General features: G+C 57.8%; 26 protein-coding genes. 10 read left to right on the top strand and 16 right to left on the bottom strand.

Annotated elements, in window-relative coordinates:
- Positions 1-7: 7 nt before the first annotated feature.
- The 6 genes from purB to AC13E3_RS19990 all read right to left on the bottom strand — a co-directional run bounded on the left by purB (position 8) and on the right by AC13E3_RS19990 (position 4917).
- A complete protein-coding gene (gene purB / locus AC13E3_RS20015; protein WP_482902441.1) occupies positions 8-1375 on the bottom strand; it encodes an adenylosuccinate lyase in 1368 nt (455 codons plus the stop codon).
- A gap of 87 nt (positions 1376-1462) precedes the next feature.
- Positions 1463-2107, bottom strand: coding sequence for a high frequency lysogenization protein HflD (gene hflD, locus AC13E3_RS20010; protein ID WP_008174761.1), 645 nt, complete (start codon positions 2105-2107; stop codon positions 1463-1465).
- Positions 2104-3291, bottom strand: a complete 1188-nt coding sequence (mnmA, locus tag AC13E3_RS20005) for a tRNA 2-thiouridine(34) synthase MnmA (RefSeq protein WP_053112227.1) — start codon at positions 3289-3291, stop codon at positions 2104-2106. The genes hflD and mnmA overlap by 4 nt, the downstream gene beginning before the upstream one ends.
- A gap of 36 nt (positions 3292-3327) precedes the next feature.
- The gene (locus AC13E3_RS20000) at positions 3328-3792 is read right to left on the bottom strand and encodes an NUDIX hydrolase (protein ID WP_008169205.1); all 465 of its coding nucleotides are present in this window, start codon (positions 3790-3792) and stop codon (positions 3328-3330) included.
- Positions 3789-4421, bottom strand: coding sequence for a pseudouridine synthase (locus AC13E3_RS19995; RefSeq protein WP_008169204.1), 633 nt, complete (start codon positions 4419-4421; stop codon positions 3789-3791). The genes AC13E3_RS20000 and AC13E3_RS19995 overlap by 4 nt, the downstream gene beginning before the upstream one ends.
- A 184-nt stretch (positions 4422-4605) precedes the next feature.
- Complete coding sequence (locus tag AC13E3_RS19990; protein WP_008169203.1) at positions 4606-4917, bottom strand: cold shock domain-containing protein; 312 nt, start codon at positions 4915-4917, stop codon at positions 4606-4608.
- A 306-nt stretch (positions 4918-5223) separates the two neighbouring features.
- On the opposite strand from AC13E3_RS19990, the gene clpS reads away from it, so the two are divergent.
- The gene (gene clpS, locus AC13E3_RS19985) at positions 5224-5583 is read left to right on the top strand and encodes an ATP-dependent Clp protease adapter ClpS (protein ID WP_008169202.1); all 360 of its coding nucleotides are present in this window, start codon (positions 5224-5226) and stop codon (positions 5581-5583) included.
- Between the two features lie 18 nt (positions 5584-5601).
- Entirely contained in the window at positions 5602-7872 is a 2271-nt protein-coding gene (clpA, locus tag AC13E3_RS19980) for an ATP-dependent Clp protease ATP-binding subunit ClpA (protein ID WP_053112223.1), read from the top strand.
- A 105-nt stretch (positions 7873-7977) separates the two neighbouring features.
- On the opposite strand, the gene infA is transcribed toward clpA, so the two are convergent.
- The 9 genes from infA to AC13E3_RS19935 form a co-directional block, all read right to left on the bottom strand.
- A complete protein-coding gene (infA, locus tag AC13E3_RS19975; RefSeq protein ID WP_008169200.1) occupies positions 7978-8196 on the bottom strand; it encodes a translation initiation factor IF-1 in 219 nt (72 codons plus the stop codon).
- An 80-nt stretch (positions 8197-8276) separates the two neighbouring features.
- Entirely contained in the window at positions 8277-8990 is a 714-nt protein-coding gene (locus AC13E3_RS19970; RefSeq protein WP_482902440.1) for an arginyltransferase, read from the bottom strand.
- Entirely contained in the window at positions 8991-9704 is a 714-nt protein-coding gene (aat, locus tag AC13E3_RS19965) for a leucyl/phenylalanyl-tRNA--protein transferase (RefSeq protein WP_014577421.1), read from the bottom strand.
- Between the two features lie 200 nt (positions 9705-9904).
- Positions 9905-10858 (bottom strand): thioredoxin-disulfide reductase, encoded by a 954-nt coding sequence (trxB, locus tag AC13E3_RS19960; protein ID WP_008169196.1) that lies wholly within the window; start codon positions 10856-10858, stop codon positions 9905-9907.
- Positions 10859-11000: 142 nt separating this feature from the next.
- On the bottom strand, positions 11001-11912 hold the full coding sequence (locus AC13E3_RS19955) for an AAA family ATPase (protein ID WP_014577419.1): 912 nt from the start codon (positions 11910-11912) through the stop codon (positions 11001-11003).
- A gap of 7 nt (positions 11913-11919) precedes the next feature.
- Complete coding sequence (locus AC13E3_RS19950) at positions 11920-12843, bottom strand: carbon-nitrogen hydrolase (RefSeq protein ID WP_482902439.1); 924 nt, start codon at positions 12841-12843, stop codon at positions 11920-11922.
- Positions 12843-13892, bottom strand: coding sequence for an agmatine deiminase family protein (locus AC13E3_RS19945; protein ID WP_482902438.1), 1050 nt, complete (start codon positions 13890-13892; stop codon positions 12843-12845). Before AC13E3_RS19945 ends, AC13E3_RS19950 begins: the two co-directional genes overlap by 1 nt.
- A gap of 101 nt (positions 13893-13993) precedes the next feature.
- Positions 13994-14296 (bottom strand): hypothetical protein, encoded by a 303-nt coding sequence (locus AC13E3_RS19940; protein WP_008169190.1) that lies wholly within the window; start codon positions 14294-14296, stop codon positions 13994-13996.
- A 95-nt stretch (positions 14297-14391) separates the two neighbouring features.
- Positions 14392-14979 (bottom strand): PilZ domain-containing protein, encoded by a 588-nt coding sequence (locus AC13E3_RS19935; RefSeq protein ID WP_014577415.1) that lies wholly within the window; start codon positions 14977-14979, stop codon positions 14392-14394.
- 123 nt (positions 14980-15102) lie between these two features.
- Between AC13E3_RS19935 and AC13E3_RS19930 the strand changes: the two genes are divergently transcribed.
- Both AC13E3_RS19930 and AC13E3_RS19925 read left to right on the top strand, forming a co-directional pair.
- Positions 15103-16344, top strand: a complete 1242-nt coding sequence (locus AC13E3_RS19930; RefSeq protein WP_014577414.1) for a lipoprotein-releasing ABC transporter permease subunit — start codon at positions 15103-15105, stop codon at positions 16342-16344.
- A gap of 13 nt (positions 16345-16357) precedes the next feature.
- The gene (locus tag AC13E3_RS19925) at positions 16358-17047 is read left to right on the top strand and encodes an ABC transporter ATP-binding protein (protein ID WP_014577413.1); all 690 of its coding nucleotides are present in this window, start codon (positions 16358-16360) and stop codon (positions 17045-17047) included.
- Here AC13E3_RS19925 and AC13E3_RS19920 read toward each other — a convergent pair.
- The gene (locus AC13E3_RS19920) at positions 17035-17580 is read right to left on the bottom strand and encodes a DUF2062 domain-containing protein (RefSeq protein WP_349518409.1); all 546 of its coding nucleotides are present in this window, start codon (positions 17578-17580) and stop codon (positions 17035-17037) included. The two genes, AC13E3_RS19925 and AC13E3_RS19920, sit on opposite strands and share 13 nt — an antisense overlap.
- 81 nt (positions 17581-17661) lie before the next feature.
- Between AC13E3_RS19920 and AC13E3_RS19915 the strand changes: the two genes are divergently transcribed.
- From AC13E3_RS19915 to AC13E3_RS19890, 6 genes are all read left to right on the top strand, one after another.
- Positions 17662-20094, top strand: a complete 2433-nt coding sequence (locus AC13E3_RS19915) for a DNA internalization-related competence protein ComEC/Rec2 (RefSeq protein WP_482902437.1) — start codon at positions 17662-17664, stop codon at positions 20092-20094.
- A 72-nt stretch (positions 20095-20166) separates the two neighbouring features.
- Positions 20167-20793: a MotA/TolQ/ExbB proton channel family protein gene (locus AC13E3_RS19910; protein ID WP_008169179.1), complete on the top strand. Its 627-nt coding sequence runs from the start codon at positions 20167-20169 to the stop codon at positions 20791-20793.
- Positions 20794-20798: 5 nt separating this feature from the next.
- Complete coding sequence (locus AC13E3_RS19905) at positions 20799-21224, top strand: ExbD/TolR family protein (protein ID WP_014577411.1); 426 nt, start codon at positions 20799-20801, stop codon at positions 21222-21224.
- Positions 21221-22999 carry a lipid A export permease/ATP-binding protein MsbA gene (msbA, locus tag AC13E3_RS19900; protein WP_082220527.1) on the top strand — a complete coding sequence of 593 codons (1779 nt, stop codon included), beginning with the start codon at positions 21221-21223 and terminating at the stop codon, positions 22997-22999. Before AC13E3_RS19905 ends, msbA begins: the two co-directional genes overlap by 4 nt.
- Positions 22996-24042: a tetraacyldisaccharide 4'-kinase gene (gene lpxK, locus AC13E3_RS19895; protein ID WP_482902436.1), complete on the top strand. Its 1047-nt coding sequence runs from the start codon at positions 22996-22998 to the stop codon at positions 24040-24042. Before msbA ends, lpxK begins: the two co-directional genes overlap by 4 nt.
- Positions 24043-24061: 19 nt before the next feature.
- A complete protein-coding gene (locus AC13E3_RS19890; RefSeq protein ID WP_008169170.1) occupies positions 24062-24250 on the top strand; it encodes a Trm112 family protein in 189 nt (62 codons plus the stop codon).
- Positions 24251-24256: the final 6 nt, after the last annotated feature.

The raw sequence follows: 24256 nt of genomic DNA, 5'->3' as shown, positions 1-24256 counted from the left end.
CCCGGTTTCAGATGTTTTGTGCCTGATCGACTGCGTTACCGATGTAACGGCCCGGCGTCAAAGCCATCAGTTCGGCCTTGGCCTGATCTGGAATGTCGAGGCTCTCAACGAAATTCTTGATCACTTCCGGCGTCATTGCCTTGCCACGGGTCAATGCCTTGAGTTTTTCATAGGGCTTTTCGATATTGTAACGGCGCATCACCGTCTGGATCGGCTCGGCAAGCACTTCCCAGGCATGGTCCAGGTCTTCATCCAGTCGGGCCGGATTGATTTCCAGTTTGCCCAGGCCTTTGAGGGTGGCTTCGTAGGCAATCAAACTGTGCGCAAAGCCAACACCCAGGTTACGCAGTACGGTGGAGTCGGTCAGATCCCGCTGCCAGCGTGATATCGGCAGTTTGGCAGAAAGGTGGCTGAACAGCGCATTGGCGATGCCAAGGTTGCCCTCGGAGTTCTCGAAATCGATGGGATTGACCTTGTGGGGCATGGTCGAGGAGCCCACTTCGCCTTCTACCGTTTTCTGCTTGAAGTAGCCGAGGGAAATATAGCCCCAGACGTCACGGTCCAGGTCGATCAGGATGGTGTTGAAGCGAGCGACGGAGTCATACAGCTCGGCAATGTAATCGTGCGGTTCGATCTGGGTGGTGTAAGGGTTCCAGTCGAGCCCGAGGCTCTCGATGAACTCCCGTGCGTTCTGGGCCCAGTCGATTTCCGGATAGGCGGAGAGATGGGCGTTGTAATTACCCACGGCACCGTTGATCTTGCCCAACAGCTCGGTTTCCCGGATCTGTTTTACCTGGCGACGCAGACGGTGAACGACGTTCGCCAGCTCTTTGCCCACGGTCGTGGGCGAGGCGGTCTGGCCGTGAGTGCGCGACAGCATCGGTTGTTCGGCGTGGTCATGAGAAAGCTGCGCCAACTTGTCGACAACGCGGTCCATGGCCGGTAGCAGGCCGTGGTCCAGGCCTTCCCGCAGCATCAGCGCATGGGAGAGGTTATTGATGTCTTCAGAAGTGCAGGCGAAGTGAACAAATTCCGTGACAGCGTGCAGCTCAGGAACGCTGGCGATCTTTTCCTTGATGAAGTACTCCACCGCTTTCACATCGTGATTGGTGGTGCGTTCGATGTCTTTGATACGCTCTGCGTCTTCCAGGCTGAATTCGCCCACCAGACGGTCCAGGAAGTCGTTGGCGTCGGCGGAAAACGGAGGAACCTCGGCCACGCCAGGGTGAGCGGCCAGTTTCTGTAGCCAGCGGATCTCGACGGTCACCCGATTCCGGATCAGGCCATACTCACTGAAAATTTCACGGAAGACGCTGACCTTGTTGCCATAGCGTCCATCGACCGGGGAAATGGCGGTCAGGGCGGTGAGTTCCATCGAAAACCTCTCAAGTCATCAAAGAATCGGATCAAAAGAAAATAGGGGTACATATCATACACCACCGCCGGCTCTGAATCAGCGCCGTCAGTGGTAGAGGGAGCGATTGGCTTCTTCGGCAAGCTCTTTGGCAAGCCCGATCACTTTCTTGCGGGCAAAGATCAGTTGCCAGCGTCGGCCGCCGGTCTGGCGCCAGAGCACGGCGGAACGGATACCCGCCAGCAGCAGTGCCCGCACTTTCGCGGCATTCTCCTCGCGTTGGAGCACAGAGGGGTTACCGCTCACCTGGATACGCTGGCGAAAGGTGCTGATGGTATCGGCGTAGACGGAAGCCAGATTGCTGATCAGGTTCGGGTGTGTGTACCCGAAGTGGCTGGCGGTGTGCCTGGCCTGATCAATGCGACTGCCAATCACGTCCAGCATGTCAGAGCGGCGATTCAGTTTGGATTCGAGCTGGATCAGGTTGAGGGCGTAGCGCAGAACTTCGATGTCCTGCTGCCGTGACTGCTGGCTGAGCACCGAGGACAGGGTGACGAGGCCTTCGCGGATATCGCGAAGCTCGCCTCCGTAGACGTCCAGTGTGTTCTCGGGGTTGGTGGCAAACAGGGAACGGATAGATGTTTCCAGGCTGGCCTCGTTGCACTGGCCATTGTGGGCAATCTGCTGGACCAGGTTGGCGGCCTGGAATACCCCGGCCAACGCCAGGGTCTGATCCTTGAGTGAGCGGCTCATGCGGTCTGTTCCTCGGAACGTGTGCCGGTCAGACGGTCTGGAAGTGGTTCGTCGTCACGCCAGGTCTGCTCAATAACGCCGCCACCAAGGCACACCTCGCCGTCGTAGAAAACCACGGACTGCCCGGGCGTGACAGCCCGCTGGGCGTCGTCAAAATCGACGCGGACACCGCCGTCGATCAACAGAACCTGGCAATCCTGATCCGGCTGGCGATAACGGGTCTTGGCCTTGCAGCGGAAACGTCCAGCTGGTGCCTCTCCGGCAACCCAGTCGATCGGGCCGGATACTAGGCCACGGGAAAAGAGCAGGGGATGGTGTTTGCCCTGAACCGCAACAAGCACATTGCGGCTGAGGTCTTTCTCCGCCACATACCAGGGCTCGTCCCCGAATTCACTGAGACCGCCAATGCCCAGGCCCTGTCTCTGGCCGATGGTGTGATACATAAGGCCCTGGTGCCGGCCAATTTTCTGGCCGTCCGGTGTTTCAATGTCGCCGGGCTGGGCCGGAAGGTATTGCTTCAGGAAGTCTTTGAACTTGCGTTCGCCGATAAAGCAGATACCGGTGGAGTCTTTTTTATCATGGGTAACGAAACCCTGTTGCTCGGCAATACGGCGGACTTCCGGTTTTTCCAGCTCGCCGACCGGGAAAAGGGTCCGCGCAATGCGGTCGCCGGAGACGGCATGCAGGAAATAGCTCTGGTCCTTGTTCGGATCCAGTCCCTTCAGGAGTTGGGCCTTGCCCGTTGAACCAGCAATCGGCCGTTGCCGGGCGTAGTGGCCCGTTGCAATATAGTCGGCACCAAGGGTGATGGCATAGTCCAGAAAAGCCCGGAATTTCACTTCTTTGTTACAAAGAATATCCGGATTGGGTGTTCGTCCGGCCTGATATTCAGAGAGGAAGTGCTCAAAAACCCGGTCCCAGTACTCGGCCGCAAAACTGGCGGTGTGCAGTTTGATGCCGATGGCATCGGCAACGGCCTGGGCGTCGGCCAGATCTGTCATGGCTGTGCAGTACTCGGTGCCGTCATCCTCGTCCCAATTTTTCATGAACAGGCCTTCAACCTGGTAGCCCTGGTCTTTCAGAAGCCAGGCGGCCACTGAAGAATCCACGCCGCCGGACATGCCGACGATCACACGCGTGTTGGCGTTACTGTTTGGAGAGGAGGCTTCGGGTGCGTTGGTCATGACAGCTTCGTTACCGGCTAAAAAACCGCGAGTTTATCATCTTTCCGAGGGTGTCGTCTGCGCGTCCACCACCACGTCCAGCGGGTATCGCCGGCCGTTTCGGTAATCTTCTATGCACTGGATGACCAGCGGACTGCGCAGTTTGTCCCCCAGCGCGCGGATTTCATCCAGGGTGAGCCAGTGGGCGGCGATGATGCCATCGTCCAGCTGTTCAGTAACCCGGTCGCCAGCACGCGCAGCGTAGCAGAAACGATAGTAGGTAACGCCGTTGGCCGGAGCCTTGTAGGTGTAAATGCCAAGGAAGTGTATGGGCTCTATGTTCCAGCCCGTCTCTTCAAGGGTTTCCCGTCGGACGGCATCCAGAATGGCTTCATCTTCTTCGATATGGCCAGCCGGCTGGTTGAAAACAACCTTGCCGCCGCTGATCTCTTCAACCATCAGGTAACGGCCGGCTTCATCCTCGACTATAACGGCCACGGTAGCATGGGGTGTCCAGGTCATGATTTCCGGTTTCTCCTGGTTCGGGCGCCAGCGGCGTTGCCGCGGCGGGTTGGTTTTGGTGAAGCGGGTAGATTGACGGTGACCGTTCGATGGGCTCCCGATTCGAGGCCGTCAAGGGTCCAGTCACCAATCCGGTACCGGATCAGGCGAAGGGTCGGAAACCCGACGGCAGCGGTCATTCGACGTACCTGCCGGTTTTTGCCCTCGGTTATCGTCAGTTCAACCCAGCTCGTCGGAATGTTATCCCGATGTCGCACCGGAGGCACTCTCGGCCAGACCGCCGGGGCAGGCATTCTGTCGGCTTTTGCCGGCCGGGTCAGACCATCCTTGAGTTGCACGCCGGTAGCCAGGTGTCTCAGTGCTTCTTCAGAAATGTTTCCTTCTACCTGCACCCAATAGGTCTTTGGCATCTTCAGTGATGGTGACGCTATGCGGTGTTGGAGGGAGCCTTCCGCGGTCAGAAGGAGCAGGCCCTCGGAATCGTAGTCCAGACGTCCCGCCGGATAAATGCCCGGGATGCGTACGTAATCTGCCAGGGTAGCGCGAGGTGGTTTACTTCCGGAAGCGCCATCGTCTGTGAATTGGCTCAGAACATGAAAGGGTTTATTGAAAAGCACGAGTTCTGCCATGCGAAGGACTTTCCCGGATATCCGCTGTCTTTGAGCAGTGCAGCGTACTGCAAACAGGAAGGCTGGCAAAGTAGGGCGGGCGCCACCGCCCAGGGGGACCTGTCACCCGACGTTTTGAAGGACAAAAAAAGAGACCCCCACCAGCAGACGACCGGTGGGTGTGATTTTGCGTTACCAGAACAGGTCAGGCGTTGACTGCACGGGGCGGATAGCCGTCCCTGCCTGATTCCTGCTGGCCGGATTGTCCGGCAGAGTCGGTGCTGGCGTCAGTTTGCGCCTTGCTGGCAGGCAGCTCGTCGGGAACGATGTTGACTGCGTGAATGCCCTTGTCGCTGGGCTTTTTGTCGAAGGTTACGGCCTGGCCGGCTTTTAAGGTCTTGTAACCGTCCATTTGCACCGAAGAGAAGTGCGCAAACAGGTCGTCACTGCAGCCATCCTCGATGATGAATCCGTACCCTTTGGCATTGTTGAACCACTTGACCTTGCCTCTTGGCATGATGAACTCCCCTGTTCTTTTGCTGTCTCTATTCTTGTTAATTCTCTGTGTGCCTATCGGCGCCGTCGCACAGTCGGTCCGAATCCTGTTACACAAACCTTGCATGGATTTACATTATTTTACATTGCAACTTAACTTTCGGCCAATCATTGCGGTGAGTCAATAGTTTCTATGCCGGGAATGTGTGGTTGAACGCAGTCTGGAAGCGGTATCATGTTCGTATTGATAAATATCTCATGCCCCGCTTGAAAACCCCGGGGCGGACATCCACATTTAACAAGGGCACCGATAAACCGGTAAGGAATGATGCGGACTATCGAAAATTCTCTACTAGTATTCAATCAGGGGGAGGACGAACAACCGGGGCGACAGGATGACCTCAGCGTTGCTCCCGAGAAGCCCGCTCTCAAGCGCCCGGCGCGATACAGGGTGGTGCTTCTGAACGATGATTACACGCCCATGGATTTTGTGGTCGATGTGTTGATGAAGTTCTTCGGAATGAATGAAGAAAAGGCGACGCAGGTGATGCTGCTCGTCCATACACAGGGAAAAGCTGTATGCGGGGTATATACCCGGGACATCGCGGAAACAAAGGCGGCACAGGTGAACCAGTATTCTTCGGAATGCGAACATCCGCTCCTTTGCGAGATTGAACGTGCGGACTGATAGACGTTGGGGTGGCCCATGCTGAGCAAAGATCTAGAAATTACGCTGAATACGGCCTTCAAGAATGCCCGGGACAAGCGTCATGAGTTCATGACTGTGGAGCATTTGTTGCTGGCCCTACTGGATAATGAATCGGCAGTGGGCGTCCTGAAAGCCTGTGGTGCAGACCTCAAGCGGCTTCAGGAAGAGCTTGTCGAATTCGTGGACTCCACCACACCTTTGATTCCGAGCAGCGACAGTGAGCGCGAGACCCAGCCAACACTGGGGTTCCAGCGAGTCCTGCAAAGGGCTGTGTTCCATGTGCAGTCCTCGGGCAAGAAAGAGGTAACCGGTGCCAATGTGCTGGTGGCCATCTTCAGTGAACAGGAAAGCCAGGCGGTGTATGTGCTCAAGAAACAGAGCATCGCCCGCATTGATGTGGTCAACTTTGTTTCCCACGGCATTTCCAGGGTTCAGGGCGCAGAAGATCAGGAAAGTCACGATCAGGCGTCCCACGAGGAGGCTGGCGAGGAAGGCGGACAATCCAAGCCGCTTGAAAGCTACGCCACCAACCTGAACGAGCAGGCCCGTCAGGGCCGCATTGATCCGCTGATCGGCCGTGAACACGAAGTCGAGCGGGTGGTGCAGATCCTTGTACGCCGCCGGAAGAACAATCCGCTGCTGGTCGGCGAGGCCGGGGTTGGCAAAACCGCCATCGCAGAGGGGCTCGCCAAGCGTATCGTCGACGGACAGGTCCCCGATATTATTTCCGATGCGGTGGTCTACTCGCTGGATCTGGGTGCCCTGTTGGCAGGAACCAAGTATCGCGGCGATTTCGAAAAGCGTCTGAAAGGTCTGCTTGCCGAACTCAAGAAAGAAAACCACGCGATCCTGTTCATCGATGAGATCCACACCATTATCGGAGCGGGCTCTGCCTCCGGCGGCGTGATGGATGCGTCGAATCTGTTGAAGCCCATGCTCAGTTCGGGTGAAATCCGGTGCATTGGCTCTACAACGTTCCAGGAGTTCCGGGGTATTTTCGAGAAAGACAGTGCCCTGGCGCGCCGTTTCCAGAAAATCGATGTGAACGAGCCCAGTGTTGAGGACACCTACCAGATCCTGAAGGGCCTCAAGCCGAATTTTGAAAAGCACCACGATCTCAAATACACCGACAAGGCGCTTCGGGTGGCTGCAGAGCTGTCCGACCGTTACATTACTGATCGTCACCTACCGGACAAGGCGATTGACGTCATTGACGAGGCGGGCGCGCGCCAGCGGCTGCAGCCGGAAGGCAAGCGTAAGAAGACCGTTGATGTCACCGAGATCGAGGATGTGGTTGCAAATATTGCCCGTATCCCACCGAAGAACGTGTCTACCAGCGACAAGGATCTGCTGCGGAATCTGGAGCGGGATCTGAAGATGACGGTCTTTGGTCAGGATCCGGCCATCGAATCGCTGTCCACTGCTATCAAGCTGGCTCGCGCCGGGCTCAAGGCCCCTGAGAAGCCAGAGGGTGCCTTCCTGTTCGCAGGGCCGACCGGTGTCGGTAAAACCGAGGTTACCAAGCAGTTGGCCAAGGTTCTGGGTATCGAACTGGTACGCTTTGACATGTCGGAGTATATGGAGCGGCACACCGTATCACGGCTGATCGGTGCGCCTCCGGGCTACGTTGGGTACGATCAGGGTGGCCTGTTGACCGAGTCGGTGAACAAGCATCCGCACTGTGTCCTGCTGCTGGACGAGATCGAGAAGGCCCATCCGGAAGTGTTCAACCTCCTGTTGCAGGTCATGGATCACGGTACGCTGACCGATAACAACGGCCGCAAGGCAGATTTCCGCCACGTGATTCTGGTAATGACCACCAACGCTGGTGCCGAGAGCATGGCTCGTCGCTCTATTGGCTTCAGCGAGCAGGATCACAGCACCGACGGCATGGAAATTATCAGCAAGACCTTCACGCCGGAATTCCGCAATCGCCTGGACGGTATCATCCAGTTCGGCGACCTGCAGATCGATACCATCACCCACGTGGTTGACAAGTTCCTCACCGAGCTGCAGGCGCAGCTGGATGAGAAGCATGTGGTTCTGCATGTGGATGACGAGGCGAAGGCCTGGCTGGCCGAGAAGGGCTATGACGTCACCATGGGCGCCCGCCCCATGTCCCGCCTGATCCAGGACAAGATCAAGCGGCCGCTGGCCGAGCAGATCCTGTTCGGGCGCCTTTCAGAGAAAGGCGGGGATGTCTTCATCCACCTGCGGGATGACGAGCTGGTATTCGAGTACGAAGACGAGCCTGCAGAGGCGGTCTGAGGCAGGCTCGATTAAAGAAAAACCGCTGTCCGGGTAACCGGCAGCGGTTTTTTTGTGCGCTTACGAAAAAAGCCCCCGAAGGGGCTTTCAGATGTCATGGGAGCATCAACGGGCGCGATATACGATCCGGCCCTTGCTCAGGTCATAGGGAGTCAGCTCAACCTTGACCTTGTCACCTGTCAGGATGCGGATGTAGTTCTTGCGCATCTTTCCGGAGATATGGGCTGTCACAACATGACCGTTGCTCAGCTCAACGCGGAACATGGTGTTTGGAAGGGTATCGATAATAACGCCTTCCATTTCAATGGCATCTGATTTCGGCATTCAGTAGAAACCTCGTTTGAATATGCTTCTGGTGATTCTAAATTGCGCAATTCTGCCTGATTTATCGGCGTTTGGCAAAGTTAGCCTGCGTCCAGTTCACGCCAGTGCCCGTCTCTCAGTGCTTCGATGGGTCGGAAGCGTGTTTTGTAATTCATTTTTCGGCACTGCTTGATCCAGTAACCAAGGTACAGGTGGGGAAGCCCCCTGCGGTGGGCTTCCTCAATTTGCCAGAGGATTGCGAAGGTGCCCAGGCTGCGGTCCTCCAGATCAGGATCGAAAACTGTATAGATGGCCGAAAGGCCATCGTCCAGAAGATCGACGGCTGCCAGTCCTACCAGCCGTTCGCCCTGGTGGATTTCCAGAAACCAGGAATCGGTTGCGCCTTCTACCAGAAACGAGGTGAACTGTTCCCGGGTCGGCGGGTACATATCGCCGTCCTTGTGCCTTTGTTCGATGTAATTGGCGTAGAGCTGGTAATACCTCTCCGCAAAGGTGGCGGGCACCATGGTGCACTGCAAATCCTTGTTTTTGCGGAGAACACGCCGCTGGCTTCTGTCCGGCTTGAAATCATCAACTTTCAACCGAACCGGTATGCAGGCATTGCACTGCTCACAGTGAGGGCGGTAGTAGTGGGATCCGCTGCGGCGAAAGCCGAGAGCCGTGAGTTGGCTGTAAAGCTTTTTGTCGATATGAGCCCGCGGATCCACAAACATGGTGGTGGCCTCGCGGTCTGGCAGGTAGCTGCAATCGTGCGGTGGTGTCGCGAAGAACACCAGGGTTCTGAGATTGCTCATTCACTCCTCCGGCCCGGGCCAACGCCATCGGAAGGTCCAGTCGGTCTGATCCGGTTTCTGATCGATGCTCATCCTGAGTATAGATAAAAACTCTTCCCGTGGAATAGTCCGTGCGCCCATGGTAAGCAGATGCCGGCTCTCTACCTGGCAATCCATGATCCGGTAGCCCCAGAGCTGTAACTGGTGCGCCAGGTGAACCATGAGAACTTTGGACGCGTTGGTTTCCAGAGAAAACATGGATTCACCGAAGAAACACCGGCCAATGGCCAGTCCGTACATGCCACCGGCCAATTCACCACGCTGGTTCCAGATTTCGATGGAGTGGGCGACGCCCATGCGATGCAGCTCTGAGTAGCTGGCAATCATTTCTTCGGTAATCCAGGTACCTTCGGCACGGGTTGAGGCGCACAGGCGGATGATTCGTCCGAAGTGTCTGTCTGCGGTTACCTGGAAGCGTTGTTGGTTCAGGGTCCGGCGCAGGCTCCGTGAAACGTGGATTTCGTTCGGAAAAAGGACACACCGCGGATTCGGTGACCACCACAAAATGGGCTGGTCGTCGCTGTACCAGGGGAAGATGCCGTTCCGGTAGGCCAGTATGAGTCGCTCGGTGGAAAGGTCGCCGCCGAGGGCAAGAAGGCCGTCCGGGTCGTCCAGGGCTTCGTTGGCGGGGGGGAACCAGAGTTGGTCCGGGTCTAGCCAGGGTAGTGAGGTCATCCTTCTCCGGCAATTACTGCAATGTTTCGGTTCTATTTTACAGAGTACCGGCCGGTGGGAGCCGCCTTCTGAAACACGCTGTGAATACGTCCTTGTACGCTTGGCTCCGCCATCCATGGCTCCGCACAGTTTCAGAAGGCGGCTCCCACCGACCTTCGCAAACTTTTGAGTTCGCGTTCCTTTTCTTTACTCAAGCACAATCAGTCTTGCTGATCCAGAAACTTTTCCGCATCCAGGGCGGCCATGCAGCCGAAGCCGGCGGAGGTGACGGCCTGGCGGTAGACGTGGTCGGCTACGTCGCCGGCGGCGAATACGCCGGGAATGCTGCTCTGGGTGGCCATGCCTTCGAGGCCGGAGCGGATGCGGATATAGCCGTTCTCCATGTCCAACTGGCCCTGGAACAGGTCGGTGTTGGGTTTGTGGCCGATGGCGATGAATACGCCGGCCAGGTCCATTTCCTGGGTGGAGTCGTCTTTGGTGCTTTTGATGCGCATACCGGTGACGCCGGTGCCGTCGCCCAGGACTTCGTCGAGGGTGTGGTCCCAGACGATCTTGACGTTGCCGTTTTCGGCCTTTTCAAACAGTTTGTCCTGGAGGATCTTTTCGGCACGGAGGCTGTCGCGGCGGTGCACCAGGGTCACTTCGTCGGCAATGTTGGAGAGGTACAGAGCCTCTTCCACCGCGGTGTTACCGCCGCCAATAACGGCAACTTTCTGCTTCTTGTAGAAGAAGCCGTCGCAGGTGGCGCAGGCGGAGACGCCCTGGCCTTTGAATTTCTCTTCAGACTCGAGGCCGAGATACATGGCGGAGGCGCCGGTAGCAATGATCAGGGCGTCGCAGGTGTACTCGCCGCCATCGCCCTTGAGGCGGAATGGGCGGTTACGAAGGTCGGCTTCGTTGATGGTGTCGTAGACGATGCTGGTTTCGAAGCGTTCGGCGTGCTTGAGCATGCGCTGCATGAGCTCCGGGCCCTGAACGCCGTCGTTGTCGCCGGGCCAGTTGTCGACGTCGGTGGTGGTGGTGAGCTGGCCGCCGACTTCAATACCGGTAATCAGGGTCGGGTTCAGGTTGGCGCGCGCTGCGTAAACGGCAGCGGTGTAACCTGCGGGGCCGGAACCGAGGATGATCAGTCGGGAATGTTTGGTGTCGCTCATTGGGAATTCTCTCACTGAAAAAGCCGTACGTTGCCGGGCCCCGGTTTCAGGGCCAGACGCTTCGGGGAAAGGAGCAAAGGCTAACATGAAAGGCGCGGTCTGCCATTCGTTTTGGCCAATTCCGCTTATAAAACCTTGCTATTTACTCAAGCACAGAAACAGTTGCCAACAGCTGACGAACCCTTTCCGCGCTTTTGCCGGACTCGCCCTGTTCGAGACGGTGGGCCGCCACTGCAGGGAACACGGCCTGGATGTCGTCAGGCAGCACGTGATGACGCCCCTCCATCAGAGCCCACGCCTTGGCGGCCCGCACCAGTCCCAATCCCGCCCGGGGCGAAAGCCCGTAGAGAAGGCCGGGCATTCTCCGGCTCTGTTCCAGCAACCGTTGCACGTAATCCAGAAGAGCCGGGCTGGCGGTTATCCGGGTGACGCCTTCCTGCAGGGTTTTCAGGTCGGCCTGGGAGAGCAGGGTCGGCAGCTTTTCGGTCATGGCACGACGGTCTTCGCCCTCCAGCAGCTCCCGCTCGGCCCGTGGGTCCGGATAGCCGAGGCGAAGACGCATAAGGAACCGGTCCAGTTGGGACTCGGGCAGGGGATAGGTGCCGCCCTGCTCAATGGGATTCTGCGTGGCAATCACGAAGAACGGATGGGGCAGTGGCCGGGTCTCGCCCTCGATGGACACTTGCCGTTCTTCCATGGCTTCGAGCAGAGCGCTCTGCGTTCGCGGTGATGCCCGGTTGATTTCATCAGCCAACACCACCTGGGCAAAGATCGGGCCGGGGTGAAATACCAGGCTACCGGCCTGTTTGTCGTACATGGAGTAACCCAGCACATCCGCCGGAAGCAGGTCGTTGGTGAACTGGATGCGCTGGTACGTCAGCCCCATCACCTTGGCCAGGGCATGAGAAAGAGTGGTTTTGCCCATGCCGGGGATATCTTCGATCAGCAGGTGCCCCCGGGCCAGAAGCCCGCAGAGGGCAAGGCGTACCTGTTGGTCTTTGCCCAAGAGTATCTGGTTCAGTTCACTGACTACGGTATCGACCAGTTTTTTCATTCGGGGCTCAGTCTCTTACGCGTTTGAGGATGTCGCCGTAGGCGTCTATTCGGCGATCTCTCAAATACGGCCAGATACGGCGAACCGATTCACTGCGGTTGCGATCCAGGGTGACGGCAAGGATACATTCGGAGCTATCATCGCCCCGGGCTAGCAACTCACCCTGCGGGCCACAGATAAAACTGTTGCCCCAGAAACGGATGCCGTCGCTGTGCCCGGAGGGGTCGGGTTCGGTGCCTACCCGGTTCGGAGCCACGACTGGCAGGTTGTTGGCAACGGCATGGCCCCTTTGCACGGTGACCCAGGCGTCCAGTTGACGCGCCTGTTCATCGGGGTCATCCGTTACATCCCAGCCGATCGCAGTTGGGTAGATCAGGATCTCGGCGCCAGCCAGGGCCATCAGCCTTGCGGCCTCGGGGTACCGCTGGTCCCAGCACACCAGCACGCCGAGCCTGCCGACAGACGTATCGATAGGCGTGAAACCGCTGCGGCCATCGTTGAACTGGGCGTCACCGGGCGTGAAGTAGAATTTTTCATAGAACCCCGGGTCGTCCGGAATGTGCATTTTCCGGTACAGCCCTGCCAGGGAGCCGTCTTTCTCAAATACGACCGCCGTGTTGTGGTACACGCCGTTCATACGACGTTCGAAAATGGATCCAACCAGCACAATACCCAGTTCCCGGGCCAGGTCAGACAGGCGCTTGCTGGTAGGACCGGGAATCGGCTCTGCCAGCTCGAAAACAGACGTTTCCTCGGTCTGGCAGAAATATAAGGTGGCGTGAAGTTCCTGGAGGATCACCAGGTTGGCGCCACTGGCTACGGCCTCACGAACCAGTTTTTCGGTAGTGGCGAGGCTGGCGGCCTTGTCGCTGCTACAGGCCTGCTGGATGGCGGCAACATTGATTTGGCTTTTGCGCAACTCACTGCTCATCAACTGACTACTCCGGCCGGAATTTGCATGGTTACACAGTGAAGGCTGCCATGCTGACGAATCAAGGGCCGGCAATTGATCGGCACTATTGCTCTTGTCGGAAAGATCTCTTTCATGACAGCAATGGCGTCCTGATCCTGATCAACGCCGTAAACGGGAAGCAAAACCGCTTCGTTGATGATCAGGAAGTTGGCATAGGTGGCCGGAAGACGCTCACCGTCCTCATCATGAATGGCATCAGGCCAGGGCAGAGGCGTCAGCTTGTAGGGGGCGCCGTCGGCCTGGCGGAACTCCTGAAGTTCCTCCTCCATGGCCGCCAACGCGCTGTAGTGTTCATCCGCCACATCTGGGCAACTCACGTAGCAGATGTGATCCGGGGCGCAAAATCGGGCGAGGGTATCGATGTGGCTGTCGGTGTCATCCCCGGCAAGATAGCCGTGGTTGAGCCAGAGAATCCGCCGGATTCCCAGCACCTCGGAAAGCAGCTGTTCAATCGCCGTGCGATCCATGGCCGGATTTCGGGTGGGCGTCAGCAGGCACTCGGATGTGGTCAGCAGGGTGCCTTCACCATCCGATTCAAATGAACCCCCTTCCAGCACAAAACCGACCTGCTGCATCCCGGTTGTGCCGAAGACGCCAGCATTGAAAAGGTGATTATTTAACGCATCGTCCTTTTCCCAGGGGAACTTTCCGCCCCAGGCGTTGAACCTGAAATCCAGCAGTGTCGGCCCTTCGTCGGTGAGAATGGTGATGGGGCCATGGTCGCGGGTCCAGGTGTCATTCGCCGGTGCCGGAACCGATCTCACGCGGCCCGGAAAACCGTTGTCCGCGGCGTACCGATTGAGGTCCCGTTCTAGCTCCTGCAGGCGGACTACGTGTTCGCAACTGATAACAAGGTGTTCGTGTGGGAGTACGGCTTTCGCGATGTCGAGGAACACCGGTTCAACTTCGTCGATCAGGCCTGCCCAGTCGGTTCCCGGGTGGGGCCAGGTCAGCATGACGGCACTCTGGGGCGCCCACTCTGCGGGCAACACTCGTTTGGTTGTCACTACGTCACCTTGAATCATAAAAGACGCCATTCTAACCAACGATTGGTTGAACGTCAGGACATGGGAAGGGAATTTCCAGCCTGGAAAGGCCCCTCGGGCCTTCAGCGATTCGGCTTGAGAACGGTATGGATAACCCGGTCGCCTTCGAAATACACGATAAAGCCCTGATAGTGCCACTGGGTAATCGGTGGCTGGCCCACGGGACCTTCAATTTCCACGGGTGCACCCCAGGAAGCGCGCACTGATGACTGGCTCATGCCAGAGCCGGGGAAGCTGGCCTGGTCGCGATCGGCCTGGGTGCCAACTGGCACGCGGACTTCTTCAGCTACCGCGGACATCATCGGGAAAAGGGCCAGTGTGGCAGTCACTGCCAGTGCGCCGAACAGGGTAGTTTGCTTTCTCATTGATGGGTCTCCATGAAAACTGATGTCCTCGGGAGGACATGGATAAAGCGTAATATCCGAAAAAGATTAGCAAAAGTCACTCGTTTTTCCCCAGTCTACTCCTTTTGACGCTGTCGAATCTGCCACCGCATCACATGTCGTGCGATTTGCTGGCGATCGCTGTCCTCAATCCGGGCGAATTCGGTGTGGACCCTTGCTCCGCCTGACGAATCGGGGTGTACCTCAATAACTCGGGCAACTGCGCGGGGCTGGAAAAGTTCGGGTGGGAGGGTCATTCGAACAGCGAGCCGGTCTCCCGGCTGCCAGGCAGGGGTGCTGCTCGAGAACGACAGCCCACCCTCGCTCAGGGTTACTTCCTGCCAGTCCTCAGGTTGCAACGGATTTTGCTCAAAGGCCATAATGCGCGCAAGCGTGTCCAGCTTGCCGTTCAGGGATTTGATCAGTCCGGTAAGCAGCCGGTCTTTTTCGGCAAGGCTGGCAAGCTGGGATTTAACGTCCTGATCCAGCCGCCTGAATTCAGCTTTCAGGCTCTCAAGATGGTCGCCGTCGAAGGCATCTTCTTCCATTGCGGTGCCAGGCGCCAGCTTGCGGATCTCCAGGCCGATCCGGTCTTCAATGCGGAAAAAGTCCCGCCGTTCGGGTGAATAGTCCACCGGTTGGTTGGGGATGTCGGACGACTGCATCGCGGCTCCGGAAGGCTGAATTTTTATTTGGTACAGAACAGTTTAGCAGTTTCCCGTCGTGCTGGAAGGTACCCGGGAAAACCAGACCACGACAGACCGGAAGGTAGCAACAGGCACCTCTCAATGTTCAGACCCTTATCACTCTATATTGGCTTGCGTTACACGGCCGCCAAACGCCGCAATCACTTCATTTCCTTTATTTCCCTGACCTCCATGATCGGGCTGATGCTGGGAGTTGCGGTTCTGATCATCGTGCTCTCGGTCATGAATGGTTTCGATCGGGAGCTCAAGCAGAGAATTCTCGGGATGGTGCCCCACGCTACCATTCAGGGAGCCGGGCCGCTCGACGACTGGCAATCAATCGACGCGAAGGTGCAGCAGCACCCCCGCGTGCTGGCTGCTGCGCCTTTCATACAGGGGCAGGGTATGGTTACCGGCGGTGGAAATGTTCGCGGGGTCGTGCTTAACGGCATTCTCCCGGAAGAGGAGCGCACGGTTTCCATCATTGAAAACCACATGGTCGAAGGCAGTCTCAACGATCTGGTTTCTGGCGAATTCGGCATCATCATCGGTCGGTTGATGGCGGCCAGCCTGCGTCTTCAGATCGGTGACAAGGTAACCGTGGTCCTGCCGGAAGCCTCGGTTACGCCGGCCGGGGTCCTGCCCAGGCTCAAACGGTTCACGGTCAAGGGCATCTTCAGTGTCGGGGCAGAACTGGATGGCAATTACACCCTGATTCACATGGATGATGCCGCCAAGCTCATGCGGACCGGGGGCAAAGCCGAGGGTATTCGCCTGCTGGTGGATGACCTTTTTGCCGCTCCCAAGGTGTCGCAGCAGGCTGCTGAGTCCCTGGGCGGCCGGTATTACGTATCCGACTGGACCCGAACCCACGGCAACCTGTTCCAGGCCATCCGCATGGAGAAAACCATGATCGGCCTGCTGCTGATGTTTATCGTGGCTGTCGCTGCATTCAATATCGTGTCCACATTGGTGATGGTGGTTACCGATAAAACCGGTGACATCGCCATCCTCAGGACCATGGGGGCAACACCGGGACGCATCATGCGGATCTTCATTGTTCAGGGGGCGGTCATCGGTATCTTCGGAACCATTGTTGGCACGGCGCTGGGCGTTTTCGGAGCGCTCAATATCAGTGCCTTTATTTCCTGGCTGGAGGGAGCGCTTGGCCACCAATTCCTGAGCGCGGACGTTTACTTCATCAGCTATCTGCCTTCCCAGCTGCAATGGCAGGACGTGTTTATCATCAGTGGCGCCGGCCTCGCCATGAGTCTGTTGGCAACGATTTATCCGGCTTGGCGGGCTTCCAGGGTGGATCCGGCGGAGGCGCTTCGTTATGAGTAAGGAACAATCCGCAATGGCACACTCTGCCCTGGTAATAGACTGCCGTCAGGTGACCCGGACCTATAACGAGGGTCTCGGTAAGCTCACCATTTTTTCGGATATCTCGCTCGAAGTCGCACAGGGGGAGACCGTTGCCATTGTGGGCAGTAGCGGTGCCGGAAAAACCACGTTGCTCAACTTGTTGGGCGGGCTCGACAAGCCATCTTCCGGCCAGATTTCCATTTGTGGCGAAGACATTCACCGGCTTTCCGAGGGACGGCGCGCCCGGTTCCGGAATGCCCATCTCGGGTTTGTCTATCAGTTCCATCACCTGTTGCCGGAGTTCACCGCTCTGGAGAACGTGATGATGCCTTGTGCGTTGGGCGGTATGGCGGTATCCAGGTCGAGGGACAAGGCGGCCAGCCTGCTGCAGCGGGTTGGGCTTGCCGAACGGCTGGATCACAAACCCGGCGAGCTGTCCGGTGGCGAACGCCAGCGGGTGGCCATTGCCCGCGCACTGGTCAACGAACCGGACTGTGTTCTGATGGACGAACCGACGGGCAACCTCGATGAACATACCGGAGAAGGTGTGCAGGCGCTGATCGAGTCATTGAGGGATCAGCTGGGTATTGCCTTTGTCATGGTCACCCATGACATGAAAATGGCCAGAAGCCTGGGGCGTGTTATGCGGCTTGAGCAGGGTCGCCTGATTCAGGAAGCCTGATCAGCCCCACGACGGCGTCTGAGTCGTGCGGTGCGTCGCACCTGCCAGTCAGAGCGAATTTTCCGGCGCCACAGATACTGGATAATCAGGTAGGCCACGCAAGCCGAGACCGTTGCGACCACCAGGGACCCGAGATAGAGGGGAATGCCGATATCCAGCAGCCGCTCGCTGATCCAGGACCACGAGAGCTCGAAATCAAAACTGAGTACAGGCCGATCCAGAGCCCAGGCGCCAATCTTGTAGTTGAAATAGAACATCGGCGGCATGGTTACAGGGTTGCTGATCCATACCAGGACCACTGAAAGCGGCAGGTTGGCATTGAACCAGATGGCAAAAAAGGCCGCCGCGAGCATCTGGAAGGGCATGGGAATAAAGCAGAACCAGATGCCGACGAGAAAGGCCCGCGCAACACTATGACGGTTGATGTGCCAGAGGTTCGGTTCATGAAGGATATCGCCCAGAAAGCTCAGCGACTGCATCGCTTGCACCTTCTCTGGTGAGGGCAGATAGCGTTTCATGAACTTCTTTGGCATTGGAAGTTCTGCCTTTAGACGGAGTTAGTAGACCGGCTCATCGGATGTTGCCGGTGTTTGTGACATACAGGAGGACAAGGATTGTCCGGAAGTATCAACAGACCGGTGGGCCCTTCGGGCGACTCCGGTTCCGCAGCGCTGGGCGTTATCGCCTTCTCTTGTGGCGTTATCTTACTGTATTGGTTGTCGATACTGCCACCTCCCACGTGGTTGATAGCCGCGATACCACTGCTGGCCTTCGGCCGGATCTGCGTTTTCCCGACCTTTGCCAGCTCCGCATTCGTATCTGCTCTTGGCCTCATCGTCGGACTCTCCTGGGCCTCGTGGCATGCCAGTGACCGGCTTTCAACGGTTCTGCCGGCAAGCCTGGAACGCGAGCGTCTCTCTGTCTCGGGATACGTATGTGATATTCCTTCGCCCGGTAGCTTCAACAGTTTACGTTTGAGTTTCTGTGTCACCCAGTGGCACAACCTTCCCATCCCGACCCGAGAGGAAGCAAGGATGCCGGACCTGCTCAGGTTGTCCTGGTACGGTCACGGAACGGAGCGGCTCCCGGGCCACCGTTTGCGGCTGGAGGTTGTGCTCAAGCGCCCCCACGGCTCCCTGAACCCCGCAGGCTTTCGCTACGAGGACTGGCTGTTTCGCAAAGGCTACCGGGCCACGGGCAGCATTCGTGGCGTGAAGGTTGACCGGGATGTCGGGTGTTTCGTCCATTGCCAGTACCGGAAGCTGCATCGTTTGCTTCACCAATGGACCATCGAGCAATTTAGCGGTGCCCGTCATTTTCCGCTGGTTTCTTCATTGCTCATAGGGCATCGCGGCCACATGGAACAGAAGCACTGGGATGTGCTCAAGGCGACCGGCACCATTCACCTGGTTGCCATATCGGGCCTGCACCTGGGTCTGATCGCCCTGGGCGCAGGGTTTCTGTGCCGGCGACTGTTGCTGACTGTTCCGGCACAAATAGTCAGCGATAGCTCAAGGCGTTGGTTTGCCTTCCTGGCAGTTATCCTCTGCTGTCTGGTTTATGCCCTGGCGGCGGGATTTACCGTTCCAACCCAGAGGGCTCTGGTGATGGTTGTGGCCGGTGGGTGGCTGGTACTGATGAGTCGTCAGGCCCCGGTCTGGAACGTTTTCCTGGCCGCGTTGGCTGCCGTTCTTGTGCTGGACCCTTTCGCGCCCCTGGACCAGGGATTCTGGCTTTCGTTTGCCGCGGTTGCCACCCTGATCACTGTATTCTCGTCGCGACTGGCTGGAACCGGGTGGCTGAGAGGACTCGTCCTGGCCCAGCTCGCGGTTTTTGGCGGATTATGGCCAATCCTCGAAATACTGGGGCAGGGCCAGCCCCTGGTAGGTTTGTTGGCCAACCTGGTCGCCATTCCCTGGGTATCCCTTGTGGTTATGCCAGTGCTTGTCGCGGGTGGGTTGCTTGCCGCCGTAGTCCCAGGCACCGCCCAGCTGTTCCTGCCAATATTCGATCTAACCCTCGGTGTTCTGTGGCAATTGCTCATGTGGCTTGCGCAGTGGCAGGCGCCGGACATCCGGGCTGGTGTCCCGGAGCTGTTTGGCTGGGCGTTGCTAAGCGTCGCGGTATTGTGTATGCCTTTCGCCATGTTCCGGCTTGTGGCGGTCCTTTCTGCGGTGTTTTGGCTGATGTATCCGGCTCCTTCTTCCGAAAGGAATTCGTACGTGGCAGTGCCAGTTGTAAGGGTATGGGATGTTGGGCAGGGTCTTTCAGTTCTGGTCCGACACAAGCGCGAGGTTCTTGTCTACGATACCGGTCCCGCCGTGCCCGGCGTGTTTTCGGCCGTCGAATCCACGCTTTTGCCCAATCTGGCGGCTGAAGGAATCAAGCGAATTGACACCCTCGTGATCAGCCACGCCGACAGCGATCATGCCGGTGGCATCTCGGAGCTTTCCCGGAACGTCAGTGTCGGCCGTGTGATTGCTGGTGAGCCTGCGGCGGTCAGACAGCAGGTTGGCGAACTGCCTGTGCAAGCCTGCAAACAGGCTGAAGATAGGCTGGGAGGATTGGTCCTCGAGTTCTGGCAGGGTGAGGGCGCACAAGAGGGTAACGACGCTTCCTGTGTGTTGCGTATCTACCACCCTGACTCCGGAACTGAGTGGCTCTTGCCGGGAGATATTACCGAACCCGTGGAGGCAGAGTATCTGGCTTATATGGCTGGCCGAGAGGACGTTCAGGTTCCTTCGACTCGCGTGCTCGTTGCGCCCCACCACGGGAGCAAAACCTCATCTTCCGAACCCTGGGTGCGCGTGCTGAGACCAGATCGGGTCATCTATACCGCTGGCTATCGCCACCGGTACGGTCATCCCCACCCGACGGTAACCGCACGTTACGCGGGGGTCGGAGCGGTGCCGCTGAACACAGCATGTTCAGGCAGCGTCGAGATGACCGTTGTCGATAACAAGCTGGTATTAAAGGAAATGCGGCATGGCTCGTCGTTCTGGGTCGGTGGTTCGGGGCTTGCCCGTGACCAATGTAAAATACCGTGACATTGCAGGTGTGGCCTCCACGGGTAGCTATGCTAAAGTAGCGCGGCTTGCAAACAATCAGGGAGACCAAGCGTGTTCGAGCTGTTGAAAGCCGGTGGCATTCTGATGGTGCCAATTGTTGCCTGCTCCATTCTGGCGCTGGCCATCATTCTGGAGCGTTTCTGGACCCTTCGCGCCTCCAGGGTCGCGCCCCCCCAGACCATCAATGAGTTATGGCGCTGGATCAAGAAGAAAGAACTCAATGGCCGGAAACTGAAAGCCCTGCAGGGGTCATCACCCCTGGGCCGGATTCTTGCCGGTGGCCTGCTTAACGCCAAGCATGGCCGCGAAATCATGAAAGAAAGCATCGAGCACGAGGCAAGCCAGGTCATCCATGATCTGGAGCGTTTCCTTAACCCGCTGGGCACCGTTGCGACGATCACCCCTCTGCTGGGGCTGCTTGGCACCGTCATTGGCATGATCAAGGTATTTGCCGAGATCCAATTGGCCGGGGTTGGCAACGCCGGCAACCTCGCCGGTGGTATCTCTGAAGCGCTTATTACTACGGCCGCTGGCCTGAGCGTCGCCATCCCGGCACTTATCTGCCACCGCTACTTTATCCGGAGAGTGGATGAGCTGGTCGTCGGCATGGAGCAGGAAGCGATCAAGCTGGTTGAGGTAGTGCACGGAGACCGCGAAATCGACGTGGAAGGAGCCTGAACGCCGTGAAGTTCAAGCGCCAGAGGAGCCAGGAAGTCGGGGTAGACCTGACGCCACTGATCGACGTGGTGTTTCTGCTGCTGATTTTCTTTATGGTTTCCACGACCTTTACCCGCGAGAGCCATCTGCAGGTTGAATTGCCTGAGGCCAGCGGCGAGCCTGCGCCGGCATCTGAAGTGCAGCAGATTGACGTGGTGATCAATGCCGAGGGGCAGTACATCCTGAACGACCGCACATTGGTCAATAATCGGCGGGAAACCCTTGAGCGGGGCGTTCGTGAACTGGCTGAAGGCAATAACTCGCTTCCGTTCATCATTACCGCTGACGCCCGCACACCCCATGAATTTGTGGTTCGTGCCATGGACGTTGCCGGACGCCTGGGGTTCGCCAAGCTCAGTATCACCACTGAGCGGGAGGCTGAGAGCCAGTGAAGGTACCCGAGCCTTTGCCAGACCCTGCGGCCGGCCTGCCGGCGGGCAGCTGGGAAACCTACAAACGCCTGCTCGCCTATGTGAAGCCCTTCCTGCTGGCCTTCTCTCTGGCGGTACTGGGTAACATCATCTATGCCGCCGCATCGACGGGCATGGCGGCGGCCATGGAATACGTTATCGCGGCTATCGAGAATCCGACCGAGCAGAATCGTCTGATGCTGACGCTGGTTATCGTTGGCGTGTTCGCATTCCGTGGGCTTGGCACCTTCCTGAGCCAGTACTTTATTAGCTATGTCGGTCGCCAGGTCATCAATGCGCTCCGTAACGATGTGTTTGATCGACTGATGACACTGCCTTCCCGCTATTTCGATGACAACGCGGCGGGACGGCTGGTGTCCAAGCTTACCTTTAACGTCGAGCAGGTGGCGGAGGCGACAACCAACGCCGTAACCATCACGCTCCGCGAAGGGCTGACCATCGTCGGTCTGCTGGGTTACATGTTCTACACCAACTGGAAACTCACGCTGATTTTCCTGGCGGTAGGGCCGCTTATTGCCGCGGTTGTAAGCTATGCCAGCAAGCGCTTCCGCAAGATCAGCAAACGTATCCAGGGCTCCATGGGTGATATTACCCACGTGGCCTCTGAATCCATTACCGGCTACCGGGTTGTTCGTACGTTCGGCGGTGAAGATTACGAACGCCAACGTTTTCAAGAGGTTAATAACAAAAACCTCAAGCAAAGTCTGAAGATGGCGTCGACTCAGGCGATCAGTGTTCCAGTGATTCAGGTGCTGGTGGCCATCGCCATTGCCGGGCTCGTCTGGATGATGCTGGCGCCGGAAATTCGTGGTGAGATGACCACCGGCCAGCTGGTGGCATTCATTACGGCAGCGACGACCATGGCCAAGCCCATCCGCCAGGTCACCTCTGTTCACGCCAAGATCCAGAAGGGCGTTGCCGCGGCTTACGATGTGTTCGAAACCATCGACGAGTCGCCGGAGCAGGATCCGGGCACATATTCGCCGGATCGCGTTGAAGGCGACATCGAGTTTGACGAAGTGGCGTTTCGGTACCGTGACCAGTTGGACAATGTGCTGGAAGGCATATCCCTCAGCATTCCTGCCGGGCAGAGTGTGGCTCTGGTTGGGCGTTCCGGCAGCGGTAAATCCACTTTGGTGAGCCTGTTGCCGAGGTTCTATGAGTACACCGGCGGAGATATCCGAATCGACGGGCACTCGTTGCGCGATTTCTCCCTCAAGGCCCTGCGTAAACAGATCGCTCTGGTAACCCAGAACGTTGTCCTGTTCAACGACACCATCGCTGCCAATATCGCCTATGGTGCTTTGAGAGACTGCACACCGGAGGAAATCCGCGAGGCCGCCGCCAAGGCTCATGCGCTCGAATTTATTGACCGTATGCCCGAGGGGCTGGATACCATGATCGGTGACAACGGGGTCATGCTTTCCGGTGGGCAGCGACAGCGGCTCGCCATCGCCCGGGCGCTGCTCAAGAACGCCCCGATTCTGATCCTTGATGAGGCGACATCGGCGCTGGATACGGAATCTGAACGCCATATCCAGGAAGCGTTGGAAACGGTTATGCAGGGCCGTACCACTCTGGTTATTGCGCATCGCCTGTCCACCATCGAGAAAGCGGACCGAATCCTGGTGATGGACAATGGCCGCATCGCCGAATCCGGCCGCCACGACGAACTCCTTGCCGCTGGCGGCGCTTACGCTCAATTGCACCAGATGCAGTTCAGCGAGCAGTCATGAGCGCGGTGCAATCTGCCATGAGTTCGCTGGTTGAGCGTCTCTGGTATGGAAGGAAGCGCCCTCTGGCTTTTCTGGCACCGCTGTCTTGGCTGTACCGGAGCATCGCGGAAGCCCGCCGTCGGGCCGCCTGGGATGCGAGAGATGCGTCGCTCCCGGTTCCGGTCATTGTGGTTGGCAACATCACTGCCGGTGGAACCGGCAAATCGCCGCTCACCGCCTGGCTGGTTTCCGCACTGGCATCCGATGGCTGGCGGCCGGTTATTCTCAGCAGGGGTTATGGTGGCGATGCTGGCCAGTACCCGCTGGAAGTTGCGGCGGAGACCAGTCCTTCCGAAGCCGGTGACGAGCCTGTCATGCTGGCGCTGAGGACCGGTTGCCCGGTTGTTGTTGATCCGCGCCGCCGACGGGGCGCCGATTATGCTCTTGAGAAAAACCTGGGTGATGTGCTGATTTGTGACGACGGCCTTCAACACTACAAGTTGCCCAGAGACCTGGAGCTGTCGGTATTTGATGGGCAAAGGGCCATCGGTAACGGCGCCTTGATCCCCGTTGGCCCGCTTCGGGAGCCGGTTTCGCGACTGGCTTCTGTGGACTTTGTTATTGTAAATGGCAAAGAGCTTTCAGAGCAGGCCATGGAAAGCTTTGTTGGCATTGACCACCCTGCGATATTTTCCATGATTCTTGAGCCTGCAACCCTTGTTCACCTGAAAACAGGGGAGTCGAGAGCCGTTGGCGATCTCAGGGGAAAGGCCGTGAGGGCTGTGGCCGGGATCGGAAACCCGGCCCGGTTTTTCGATACACTCAGAACCCTTGGCGCCGATGTTACCGAAGCGGCCTTTCCGGATCACCATCGTTTCCGTCCCGAGGATCTGAACAGTGATACCGATGAGTTGATAGTCATGACCGCAAAAGACGCGGTGAAATGCCGGGAATTTGCACCCGATAATGCCTGGAGCCTCATCGTTGAGGCCAGATTGCCGGGACCGTTCCGGGACGCGTTTCTGGCCCGGGTTCGCCAATGTTCCGAGCCGTTAACTTCCTGATATCAAGTGAGTGAGCAACATGGATAAAAAACTGTTGGCGCTGTTGGCCTGTCCGGTGTGTAAGGGCGACCTCAAACTCAACGAGGACAGAACCGAGCTGGTCTGTTACCAGGACGCCATGGCGTTCCCGATCCGCGAGGGGATTCCTGTGATGTTGGCTACCGAAGCCCGGACGCTCTCTACTGATGAGCGTCTGCACAAGCGCTAAACCCAA

It is taken from the genome of Marinobacter sp. L-80 (assembly GCF_056859395.1).
The sequence above is the reverse complement of the archived record's forward strand: the minus strand, read 5'-3'. Positions and strand labels throughout refer to the sequence as shown.